Annotated in this window: 6 protein-coding genes; 1 reads left to right on the top strand and 5 read right to left on the bottom strand. The window is 45.7% G+C overall.

Translation table 11 applies throughout. The annotated features are described in order from the left end of the window. Positions 1-137: 137 nt before the first annotated feature. Positions 138-1,292, top strand: coding sequence for a methionine adenosyltransferase (gene metK / locus AYY16_RS00020; RefSeq protein WP_067360397.1), 1,155 nt, complete (start codon positions 138-140; stop codon positions 1,290-1,292). Positions 1,293-1,436: 144 nt separating this feature from the next. Here metK and AYY16_RS00015 read toward each other — a convergent pair whose 3' ends face one another. The 5 genes from AYY16_RS00015 to AYY16_RS00005 form a co-directional block, all read right to left on the bottom strand. Then, positions 1,437-2,543, bottom strand: a complete 1,107-nt coding sequence (locus tag AYY16_RS00015) for an HlyD family efflux transporter periplasmic adaptor subunit (RefSeq protein ID WP_235846169.1) — start codon at positions 2,541-2,543, stop codon at positions 1,437-1,439. After that, on the bottom strand, positions 2,500-2,748 hold the full coding sequence (locus AYY16_RS20675) for a hypothetical protein (protein WP_235846168.1): 249 nt from the start codon (positions 2,746-2,748) through the stop codon (positions 2,500-2,502). The genes AYY16_RS00015 and AYY16_RS20675 overlap by 44 nt, the downstream gene beginning before the upstream one ends. A 62-nt stretch (positions 2,749-2,810) precedes the next feature. Beyond that, a complete protein-coding gene (locus tag AYY16_RS00010; RefSeq protein WP_082970532.1) occupies positions 2,811-4,397 on the bottom strand; it encodes an ATP-binding cassette domain-containing protein in 1,587 nt (528 codons plus the stop codon). An 8-nt stretch (positions 4,398-4,405) separates the two neighbouring features. Further along, on the bottom strand, positions 4,406-4,951 hold the full coding sequence (locus AYY16_RS19450) for a cysteine peptidase family C39 domain-containing protein (protein ID WP_162271031.1): 546 nt from the start codon (positions 4,949-4,951) through the stop codon (positions 4,406-4,408). Positions 4,952-5,071: 120 nt separating this feature from the next. After that, positions 5,072-12,337 carry a hypothetical protein gene (locus AYY16_RS00005; protein WP_156664933.1) on the bottom strand — a complete coding sequence of 2,422 codons (7,266 nt, stop codon included), beginning with the start codon at positions 12,335-12,337 and terminating at the stop codon, positions 5,072-5,074. Positions 12,338-12,441: the final 104 nt, after the last annotated feature.

Below are 12,441 nucleotides of genomic sequence, written 5' to 3'. Positions count from 1 at the left end.
GGACAGAGAAAAAAAAGGTGAAAATTTTTCCGGTGCTATAAAATTTCTGGAACCGCTGCCGATTTTAACTTAGAATAGCCGTCTAGAAGTTAATACATCCATCAATGTACCGAAAGTTTACTTAAGGTAGAAAAATAATGAGCACACATCTTTTCACTTCTGAGTCCGTATCTGAAGGACACCCGGATAAAATTGCCGACCAAATTTCGGATGCAGTCCTTGATGCGATTTTAGAACAAGATCCCAAAGCGCGTGTTGCCTGTGAAACCTATGTCAAAACCGGCATGGTCATGGTGGGCGGAGAAATCACCACCAAAGCCTGGGTTGATATTGAAGAAATAACACGCCGCACTGTCCGCGAAATTGGTTACACCAGCTCATCAATGGGCTTTGATGCTGATTCCTGCGCCGTCATCAGCGCCATCGGTAAACAGTCTGCTGATATCAATCAGGGCGTTGACCGCGAAGATCCGGCCTCACAGGGTGCGGGCGACCAGGGCTTAATGTTCGGTTATGCATCAAACGAAACTGACGTATTAATGCCCGCGCCAATCACTTACGCACACCGTCTGGTTGAGCGTCAGGCCAAAGTCCGTAAAAGCGGCATCCTTCCGTGGCTGCGCCCGGATGCAAAAAGCCAGATTACATTCCAGTATGATAACAACAACATTGTCGGTATCGATGCGGTTGTTCTGTCAACACAGCACTCTGAAGACGTTACTCAGAAAGACCTGCATGAAGCGGTAATGGAAGAGATAATCAAACCGGTTCTGCCGGTTGAGTGGCTGAACCCGACCACCAAATACTTCATTAACCCGACCGGTCGCTTTGTGATTGGCGGACCAATGGGTGACTGTGGTCTGACCGGACGTAAAATTATCGTCGATACTTACGGCGGCATGGCTCGTCACGGCGGTGGTGCATTCTCAGGTAAAGATCCGTCTAAGGTTGACCGTTCAGCGGCTTATGCTGCGCGTTATGTGGCAAAAAATATTGTCGCCGCCGGTCTTGCTGACCGCTGTGAAATCCAGGTTTCCTATGCGATTGGTGTGGCTGAGCCAACTTCAATCATGGTGGAAACCTTCGGCACAGGAAAAATCAGCAATGAACAACTGACGCTGCTGGTGCGTGAATTCTTTGACCTGCGCCCGTATGGTCTGATCCAGATGCTGGATCTGCTGCATCCGATGTATCAGGAAACGGCTGCATACGGTCACTTCGGCCGCCCTCAGTTCCCGTGGGAAAAAACCGACAGAGCAGAACAGTTGCGTGATGCTGCCGGTCTGAAATAAAACTGCGCACCACACTTACTGCTTAACGACAAAAACCGGCCTTCGTGCCGGTTTTTATTTGCTTGCGCTTTTATACCCAACGTCATTCAGAATGCAGGCTGAGCGTAGCCAACGAACCTGCAGTTTGAATGAATAAGGGTATATTTAGCGCTCTCTCAGTGCCTCATTTACCTTATTAAAGGGCTTTATCAGGTATTGCAGCACCGTTTTACTGCCGGTTGTTATTTCAATGGTGGCGATCATCCCGGGCGTAATAGCAAATGACTGCCCGGATTTATTTACCAGATGATCAGACTGTGTCTGAACATAAATTCTGTACCAGGTTACATCACTCTTTACTTCATCTTTTACTGTATCGGGCGAAATAACATGCACAACGCCTTCCAGCCCGCCGAATATCGCGTAGTCATAGGCGGTAATTTTTACTTTTGCGGTTTGTCCCGGATGGATAAAGGCGATATCTTTCGGTGAGATTTTTGCCTCAATAATTAAGGTATCTTCCAGAGGAACAATATCCATCAGAATCCCGTTAGGCGGAACCACCCCGCCGATAGTGGATGTCTGGATATTTTTAACAATTCCTTTTACCGGTGATGTAATAACGGTTCTTGATACATAATCCTGACGCCCTTTAATTAACGGCGTCAGACTGTTTACCTCCGCCATTATTTTTGCTAACTCCTGGTGGGAAGTGACATAAAAATTCGCGATGTATTCTTCTTCTTTACTGCGCAAATCAATCAGCTCTTTTTCAAGGCGCAGAATATCCATCACACTGCTCGCGCCGGCTTTTTCCAACTGCCGGTTAATATTCAGTTGCCGGGATATATTCGCCTGGCTTTTTTGCAGGTTAGCAATTGTCTGATTAAACTGATGCTTACGTGAAATCCATAATTTAGTTTCATACTCTTTCAGCGCGGGGTTATTATCCAGTTCATCCGGGAAAAGAAGTTTATCCGACGGGTTTTTATCCACTTCCGCCTGTAAACGTACAGATGCTGCCAGGGCTGTATTGTATTTCGCCACTGACTCTTCCAGATTCGACGTGGTCCGTGTTGAATCCAGCATCGCCAATGTCTGCCCCGCCTGAACAATATCCCCCTCTTTTATTGCAATATAGGTAATGATCCCGCCATCCAGAGACTGAATAATCTGCTCTTTTGAACTGGGGATAACTTTTCCGCTCCCTTTTGTCACTTCCGATATTTCAGAAAGCCATGCCCAGATAAACATCAGAATAAAAAAAAGCAAAAACGGCCAGCACCATCCGGTTTGCTTTACTGGATTTAACATCATCTACCAGACCAAAATCAGCGGCATCATCAATACTGTCCTCGATGGTATATAATTCACTGTCTTTTTTACTGGTGATATAGCAAAAGTCTTTAACTCCGTTAATAACCCGCTTAAAGAAACCGGGCTTTTTTTCTTCCGCTGCCGGATTGCCACCTGACATACCCCGCATCTGTTCCTGTAATTTTGCCAGCGCATCTTCAGATATTACCGGTGTCTCTTTTTTTATTGTCCATTAGTCTCTCCCGCCAGCAGTAATAACGCCTCTTTTTTAGGTTTATCCAGCACGATACGTCCGCCGGAAACCACAATTATCCGATCAACAATATTGAGGAGTTTTTTCCTGTGCGTGGTAAGAATTAATGTTTTTCCTGCCGTGGTTTTCTCCAGGCTTTTAATGAACTGGTTTTCAGTAATATCATCCAGTGATGCTGTTGGCTCATCCAGCAATAACACCGTCGGTTCTTTGATTAATAAGCGGCTTATCAGTAAAGACTGACGCTGCCCGCCGGAAATCCCCATACCGCCTTCCTGAATGATATAACTCAGCCCTTCCGGCAGATTATTAACAAACTCACCGGCACCGGTCTTTTCCAGCACCGCGTATATTTCTTCATCTGTTGCCAGCGGGTTCCCTAATGTCAGGTTATCCCGGACAGTGCCGTAAAATAACCGGGCATTCTGCCCCAGGAACCCTACATCACGGCGTAAATCAGAAGGGTCCAGCGTATTTAATTCAATATTATCCAGGGTAATACTGCCGATTTCATATTCCATTTTGCCGAATAAGGCAGAAAGTAATGATGATTTACCGGCACCATTACGGCCGATAATGGCAATGCGTTCACCCGGTTTAATGACCAGATCCTGAACAAAAACAGCGTTTTGTTTGGATTCAGCGCGGAATTTAAACCCTACATTATTCAGCGTATATTGCCCGGCAATAAAAGGCAGATGCACACGCTTTGAATATTCCGGATGATCAACCGGTAGTTCCATTATGGAAGTCAGACCTTTAACCGATACTTTTGTCTGCTGCCAGCGGGTAATAATATTCGCAATCTGAGAAATAGGTCCCATCATACGCGAACTCAGAATAGAAGAAGCCACCAGCGCACCCGTAGATAATTCACCACTGATAACTAACGGTGTACCGGCACAAATAACGCCGATAAAAACACTGTTCTGGATAAAATACGCCATGCTTCCGAGCTTGTGCGTCAGATGTTTTAATTTAAGTGAGGCTTCCGCACTGGTTTTTGTGTAATGGATCCATTGCTGCTGAAAACGGTATTCCGCCTGCATTGCTTTAATATCATCCAATCCCTGAACCGACTCCACAATCATTCCGCTGCGTAATGTACTTTCACGCATCGCTTCATTCGCCAGAACAAAGAGTTTTTTTTGTGACAGCAGACCCGGCATTATCATCAGGAAAAAACCGACAAGAGGAATAACACAAACAACGCCGCCGATAAGATAGATAATAAACAGAAAGAACAGGAAAAAAGGTAAATCGGCAATTGCGGCAACCGTGCTTGATGTCATCATTTCGCGCACCTGCTCCAGATCACGCAACTGCGAAATAAAGGAACCGGTAGATGGCGGACGGCTGCTGTCTTTTAAGCGCAGTGAATGTCCGTATACCCGGTCAGACATACGTAAATCGGCTTTTTTACCCAGTAAATCAATAATGCCGTAACGTAGCATTTTTAATATGTAATCAAACACAAATGCGATCATGACACCGATAACTAATACAACCATTGTCGGATACGACTGTGACGGAATAATCCGGTCATAGGTCTGCATTGAATAGGTTATCCCGCTAATCCCAGTACATTAATCAGGAAGGTCGCCATAATGACATATTTATAGGGAGAAACATCCCGCAGAAGAATACGCCATAACCAATGACGTTCTGTTGGTTTGATATATAAATCTACGCGGGGGTCCGGTCTGTCCACCATAGGGCGGAGAAGAATTATTTTGTGTGTGTTTTCTGCTAAAAATTCAGTGTGAATAATTTCCGGTAAGCCATGATTTGCGCTGAATAAAACAGTGACATCATTACCGCAGATATTCTGTACAACGCCGACACGCCCGTCATTCAGCGCAATAACTACCGGCAAAGACCAGACATTAAATTTAAAGTTTTTTGTTTTAACAAACTTGGTCATTAACCCGCACTGTTTGGCGAGTAGTTTAATTATATCGTCATTCTGTAAACTGTCCTGATACCATTTCGCGGTGACATTAACATTTTCCGGTGAGAAATCCAGCCGGTAATGATTGGCAATATTAACAATAGCTTCCCGGTAATTTTCCAGATTATCCCGGACAGTATTGTTTTCCCCGTAATCCATACAAACCTCAAACCTGAGAACATCCCCGCACAGGCATGCTGAGCGGGGATGTTTATTATATATACCCTTATTCATTCAAACTGCATCCTGAATGACGTTGGGTATAACGATGACTGACTATCAGATATTATGGGTAATACCCATATCGTCTTCTGTTATTAATGTCGAGACCTGATGCGTCTCAGTACTGCTGTCCGCAGTATTATTAATAAACAGTTCCGGCTGAACGTTATGTTCAGTATCTGCTGCCTGCGGAACGATATTATCGATATTGATGGTACTTTCAGCACTGTCAGTTAACAGTTCATCAAGAACCGGCAATCCGGTTATTCCGTCCGTGGTGTCAATATCACCGGTTTCTCCGGCTGATGTATTTCCTGCATTGAGCAGACCGGAAAGATCAACGTCATCATTTATTTCATCAGATGTCGCTGATAGCTCAGATTGCACTTCATTTACAGAGTGTTCATCGTTTTCTGTCCGGATCTCATGACTCTCTTCCTGAGTGTCACGGATGTCGTCAGTCTCTTTTGCCTGTTCCTCCGCCTGCCCGTCAGTTTCATCCTGAATACTAAAGGATTTTACTGCCGGTTTTCCCGCAGGTGCAGACGGGTCGATATCAATGTCATCGAAATTAATACCGTCGTTAGCATCATTATCTTTCGGTGGTTCCTGAGTATTTGAGTTCGCATTACCCTGAACTGATAACCAGTTTTTACCTAAGATAAAGGCATCACTCTGGATATAATCCCACTGACCGCCCTCATACGCAATTTCAGCATAAATCCATTTCAGATCAGGGTATTTATCTGTTGTAACACCCTCGATCTTAACGATTTTTTGCCCGCCAATCATCTGAACAACCCCGGTTCCCACAACATTTTTACTGTCATAGAAATCGTGTATTTTCACCAGTTGGCCCACTTCAAACTTCTGGCTTTTCAGGTAGAGGTTCTTCTTGGTATCAACCCAGGCGGTTACATCCTTCGTGAGAATATCCGCTGTTTTGTTACCCCCGATGATGTCACTGCTTATCTCCGCCGGAGAGGCTATTTTTCCGAAGACGTCACTCTTACCGGATTGATTTTCACCCAGCCCTTTACGGGTGGCGGCCAGGTTATCATCACCGCCGAGGTTCTTCACCGTTTCCCATGAATGCCCTTTGGCATATTCCGTCATTACACCAACAAATTTACCGTTATGTAATGCTACGTGCCCTTTTGCCACTTCTTCATAGTTTTTGGTGCCCAGAATACCGGAGGTTGTGACTTTATACAGTGTCACCGAGTCACCGGCTTTCAGACCATCGCCCGTCACCACAATCGTATGGTCGTCTGTAATAAAGGCTTCCATATCCTTCGGTGCAGAAGAGTCTTTCACACGGAACCCACCGCCGAGTTCAGATGGATCTTTACCCAGTTCCTGCTGGAATCCATACAAATAGCTCAGGTTATCACTGTGTTTGACGTTATAGGCTGTCTCTTTGTCCACAAAGATATCGACATATTTTGTGCCGTCCGTGCGGGTGTGAACCGTACCTGAGCCGAAGACTTTATCCACATTTCCGGCAATATTTCCCAGCCATGCGCTGTACCACGGCAGGTCTTTACCGCCCAGTGTATAAACAGCTCCATCGACCAGTTTTCTGCCTTCGATATGGATATAACCGTCATCCGTCACCTGAAGGGTCATTGCGTCAAATGCGCTGTTCGGTTTCTGAGTCTGCTCACCATTCGAGAAGTACGGGTCATACATTTTCAGGGTATTCAGTGCATTACTGTAATCCTGTTGCAACTCAGCCAGTTGCGTTTTGGAAATAGTGCCGGACTGTTTGGCATCGCTCATCACTTTATTGGCGGTTTGCAACTGGCCGTACAGTGAGTTGTAGATAAGATCTTTCTGTACTTTGGTATCCGCCGCTTTGAGCAGATTTTCAATGTTTTTCGATTCAGAAACCACATTGTTAATCAGTACCTGTGCAGCAACAATCGGATCTTCCGCTGACAGGTTATTTGCCGTTGCAGTCAGTTTGTTCAGGTTCGACTGGATCATATCAATCGGCGCACCATTAATAATGGATTGCTCAACTAACTGATATGCCTTACCTAAATCTTCACCCACTTTCTGGATAGCATCATATTTATCACTGGAGTTTTTAATACCACTCAGTGCTTTCGATTCACTGTAAACCGTGTTTGTGATAGCCGTCAGTTCAGTGACACTGTTCCAGGCTTTTGACAGGTTCTCTATCTCTTTACTGTATTGCTCAACCTGATAGTTGTAGTAAGAGAGTTTGACTGGTTTGACGCCTTTCGCCGTGTAGTCTTCAATCAACAGCTTAGTATCATTCAGCGCACGAATAGCCGCTTTATACTGTTCTTCAAAGACCGCATGGTTACTTTGTGTCGATTTATTCAGGCTGCTGTGTGCGTTATACACAGATTCCTGTAACTGAGTCAGTTCAGCATCCAGGTCTGCAAAGGCTTTTTCGCCCAGCTTACCGTGGAAATCATTCATCAGTTTGGTCTGTGTTTCATTCGCGGTATGCGCAGCCGTGTTCAGATACGTTTCGCTTTCTTTATCAAGACCCAATGCTTTCGCTTTGGTTGCACGCTCTTTCCCTTCAGCCAGATACGCATTCGCTTCACTGATAAGAGACAGGAATTCAGACGGATCTTTTATTACCGCGTTCGGGTCTTTCTCCAGTAATGCTTCTGCTTTCTTGTAGTAATCCGTTGCGTTATTAAGCAACTCAAGAGAGAGCGACATTCTGGAATAGGAGTCAATTTCCTGTAATACCCCTTTCGGATAATCCAGTTTATTATCGAGGGAGTTGTAATACTTGTTCAGTTGATCAAGCAGATACTCAGGTACGCCTTTATTACCGGCATTCTCAATCGCATCTTTAGCTTTGTTCAGACTGTCCTGCGCCCCGATAACACTGTTTTTGATAGCGGTGGTCTGCTCTTTCGATATGTCACCGCTTTCTTTCGCTTTCGCTGCTTTATCAACAGCTTCACGAACTTTAGCCTCAGCATCCGTCAGGGTGAGTTTGGCATTATTATAGGCATCAACAATGTCTTCTTCCGTCAGCAGATTATCTTTGGCAATCGCAATCAGTTTGCCGGACTCGTCATTCTGCTCATTCACATTTTTCTGTGTATGATCAAACTGGTTATCCATGCCGTCGAATGTTTTCAGCAGTGCATCCTGCAATGCTTTATTTGTCACACTGGTGCTGATATGAGTACGCACATCGTCGTACATCGCTTTCGCTTCAATCAGCTGTTCCTGTGCTTCAACCGCTTTGGCTAATTTCTTCTCAGCCCGCAGAATATTTTCTGCCGTCGGCGTTTTCACTGCCTGTTTTGCTGCCATCAGGGCATCATCAGACAGAGCTTTCGCGTTAGTGAGTGAAGTACCCAGCGCAGATTTGAAAATATTCAGTTTCGACAGTGCGTTATCGATGTTATCCGGTGTCGGATTTTTCACCATCTCATCGACAGCATCCTTCGCATCCGTGGCTTTGTCCTGCAAGCCTTCCATATCGATAGGGTTCAGAGAGAATCCGTCCAGGGTTTTCTGGGCTTCATCAACCGCTGTACCTGCTTTTTCTGCCGATTTCAGTGCGTGAGCCAGTGAGTCCGCATCCACACCTGCAATCGTTCCGGCTTTTACCAGAGAGTCATGCAGTTTACTGATGTTCAGTTCCGCTTTATTGATGACACTTTGTGCATCAAGTACCGCTTTATCAAATGCTTTTACATTGGCGGTAGTCGGATCTTTCTGGGCTTTTTCAAAGGCTCTGCCGGCTTTATCCAACGCTTTATTAACATCGTTAAGCTGCGTATAAATGACGCTGTCCACATCCAGTAGTGTTTTATTGATCCCCGCTGCATCACCGGCTTTGATTTGATCTTCCAGATGATCAACCAGGTTACTGATGTCATCACCGTCAAAGTCAGGCAGTTTTTCATCCGGAACCGCATTTTTCGCTTTCGCGATATTTGCACCGGCTTTATTTATTTCATTTTCAAAATATTTAATGTTAGCAATGTACTCTTTGAACTCTGCATTCTTGGCCGGATCAAGCCCTTTACCAATCGCTTTTTCCACAACACGTTGTAAATCTGTCGTATTGTTTTTTGCCAGTGCGTAAAGTTCTTCTGCATTGCTTATCTGTTGTTTCACATCCTGCAACAACTGCTGATAAGCATCCGAGGTCGGATCTGTCTGGGCTAATTTCAGTGCAGAATCAAGGGCTTTCTGCGCTTTTTCAGTCAGCTCAGTGATCAGTTCATTATTATTTTCAATGGCCTTTTTCAGGGCTTTATTGAATGCATTTACGGTTTCCGGTTTTTTCGGATCCAGCCCGTCAAGTGCATTATTCAGCTCATCCAATACGGCGTTGGACTCAATTTCCTGAATCTGTTTATTCAGTGAATCAGCCAGTTTTTTCTGGTCATTTAGCAGGGATAACAGTTCCGTTTCTTTCTCTGTCAGCTCAGCCAGTTTCTTATTGCCCACGCCGCCTTTTACGGCTTTATCCAGTGCCGCTTTAACCGCAGGATCGGCACTTTCCGCCGCCTTAATCGCTTTGGTAAATTCAGCTAATGCCGCTTTTGCCTCCTGAATATCCTTCTCAGCAGGAGAGGTAAGCCCGACCAGTTTATCTATCTTACTGTTCGCACTGACGCCTTTGTTCTGCGCATTCTGAATCTGATCACTGAGGTTATCTAATGCAGTCTGTACGTCAGCGATTAATGCAGGATCGCCTTCCTGATTGCTCAGGTCATCCAGCGTCTGAGCCGCCTCTTTCAGTACATTATTGGCATTGGTCAGCGAATTTTCAGCATCATGAGACAAGGTTTCACTTTGCGCGGCATCAATACCGGCGGCCTTCGCTTTACCAATAAGCTCATCTAAATGTGCTTTTGATTTTTCTGCTTTGGCAATGCTTTCTGACGCTGTTTTTATAGCCTCTTCTGCGGCCCTGATATCATCAGGACTGCCGCTTGCTTTGGCTTTATCTGCCGCTTCTTTGGCATTTTTTGCCAGTGCTTCGGCTTCTTTCGCCTGTTTTGCCACCAGGGTTGCCGCCTGATTTAAGCTATCCTTCGCTTTGGCTTTGTTTTCATCAGACGGATTTTTAGTCGCATCATCAATTGCTTTTCCTGCGTCATCCAGAGCAGGATCGGTCATCTCTGTCGGCATGTCCTTCAGAATATTTTCTGATGCCGTTAAGTTCTGTTGTGCATCATCAAGATAGGTTTTTGCCGTATCTGAATCTGCCGACGCGTCTTTGGTATCAACCCCTTTGCCTTTAGCCTGAGTGATCAGTTTGTCGAGACGGGCTTTCGCCGCACCCGCTTCATCAAACGCACTTTGCGCTTCTTTCAGCAATGCCTGTGCGGCTTTCAGTTCATTGATATCATGGCCGGACTGCGCTTTTTCTGCTGCCACTTTTGCTTTCGCTGCCAGTGTTTTCGCACTGTCAGCCAGCGCGACAACCATGTCAGATGCCGCATCAAGGCTCTCTTTGGCTTTCGCTTTTTCTTCCGGAGTGGCGTTATCATCCAGATTTTTGATGTCATCTTCCGCATGGTCGATAGCATCTTTGCTGTCGTTATCGTCTTTAAGATCAGACAATATTTTATCAGTCGCATTTATCGTATTGTGTGCATTACCAATATGCTTTTCAGCACTACCGGCATCTTTTGCTGCATCACCGGTATCCACGCCTTTATCCGCAGCTTTACTGATAAGCTTATCCAGCTTCGCTTTCGCGTCTTCTGCTTTTTTCAGTGCGTCCTTCGCATCAGCCTGTTTCGCCTGCGCATTTTCAAGATCTGATTTGCTGCCGCTCTTACGGGCTTTATCTGCGGCAACTTTTGCCGCATTCGCCAGTGTTTCAGCTTCATCCGCTAAGTTATCAACCAGTTTTGCGGTGAAATCCAGTCTCTCTTTTACGTCTGCTTTCTGCTCATCCGTCGGGTTATCCGGCAGGTCATCGATAGCCGTATTTGTATCATCAATGGTGTTATCGATATCCTTCATCAGGTCACTGAGAACCTGTTCAGCGTCTGTAAGTGCATCCCGTGCATCATTGAGAAGTTCTTGTGCAAGATGTGCATCTTTCAGTGCATCTTTGGTATCCACCCCTTTCGCACCGGCTTTGCTGATAAGATCATCCAGCTTAGCTTTGGAATCGGTCGCACGTTTCAATGTTTCAGTGGCTTCAGCCAATTTAGCCTGCGCATAGACCAGGTCAGATTTGTAACCGGTGTCACTGGCTCTTTCCGCTTCCATTTGTGCTGTTTTTGCGAGTTCTTTCGCATTTTCAGCTTGTTGGAGCACCGATCCTGCCGCTTTATCCAGTTGCGCTTTTACCTTCGCCAGGTCTTGCGGTGTCGGATTATCAGGTAATTTACCCACATCCGTATCAGTGTCATTGAGGTCATTTTTCGCTTTCGCCTCATCAATGATACGGGCACTGTCATCGAGGATTTCCTGTGCTTTATCGAGATGAATTTGTGCGCTGTCTGACTCTTTCTCTGCGTCAGATGTATCAACACCCTTGCCTTTTGCTTTGGTAATCAGATCATCAAGTTTTGATTTCGCCTCTTCTGCTTTTTTCAGCGCATCCTGCGCTTTATCCTGCTTCGCCTGCGCATCCGCGATATCTTTCTTATTACCGGTGTTACGGGCAATTTCTGCGGCTTCTTTCGCTTTCTCCGCCAGCCACTGCGCGTCTTCCGCTAATTTATCAACGTTTTTCGCCGTGTTATCCAGCTTCTCTTTGGCTTCAGCTTTCTCTTTAGCCGTCGATTTGTCGTCCAGATCGTCGATAGCCTTGCCGGTATCATCAAGATCTTTATCAATATCAGATTTATTTTGCAGGTCGCTGATAATTTTACCTGCATTGGTCAGTGCAGAACCGGCACCATTGAGATGCTGTTGCGCTGCATCCGCATCTGCCTGTGCATCTTTGGTATCCACCCCTTTTGCGCCGGCTTTGCTGATAAGTTCATCCAATTGAGCTTTGGACTCTGTTGCTTTTTTCAGAGCGTCTTTGGCTTCTGCCAGTTTTGCTTCTGCTTTGGACAGATCAGCTTTGTCACCGGACTCACGGGCTTTCTCTGCTGCTTTTTCAGCTGATTTTGCCAGTTTCTCCGCGCTTTCAGCCTGTTTGCTGACCGAGTCTGCTGCTTTGTCCAGCTGAGCTTTGACTTTGCTTAAATCTTTGTCGTCCGTGTCGGTGCCATCGAGGTCATTTTTCGCTTTCACGTCATCGATGATGCTTTCCGTGCTGTCGAGATTATCCTGCGCTTTATCCAGGTGATCCTGTGCGCTGTCCGCCTCTTTTTTTCGCGTCAGTGGTATCAATGCCTTTGTCTTCCGCTTTCGCTATCAGGTCATCGAGTTTTGCTTTTGCATCTTCGGCATCTTTCAGGGCGTCTTTGGCTTTTTCCAGCTTGTTTTCCGCGTCG

The sequence above is a fragment of the Morganella psychrotolerans genome, from assembly GCF_001676155.1.
GTDB classification, from domain to species: domain Bacteria; phylum Pseudomonadota; class Gammaproteobacteria; order Enterobacterales; family Enterobacteriaceae; genus Morganella; species Morganella psychrotolerans.
This window is presented reverse-complemented; position numbering and strand designations above follow the sequence as displayed.

Excerpts from the sequence above, each read along its gene's own strand:
- metK (WP_067360397.1), top strand. The coding sequence starts at position 138 with ATGAGCACACATCTTTTCACTTCTGAGTCCGTATCTGAAGGACACCCG.
- AYY16_RS20675 (WP_235846168.1), bottom strand. The coding sequence starts at position 2,748 with ATGTCAGGTGGCAATCCGGCAGCGGAAGAAAAAAAGCCCGGTTTCTTT.
- AYY16_RS00010 (WP_082970532.1), bottom strand. The coding sequence starts at position 4,397 with ATGCAGACCTATGACCGGATTATTCCGTCACAGTCGTATCCGACAATG.
- AYY16_RS19450 (WP_162271031.1), bottom strand. The coding sequence starts at position 4,951 with ATGGATTACGGGGAAAACAATACTGTCCGGGATAATCTGGAAAATTAC.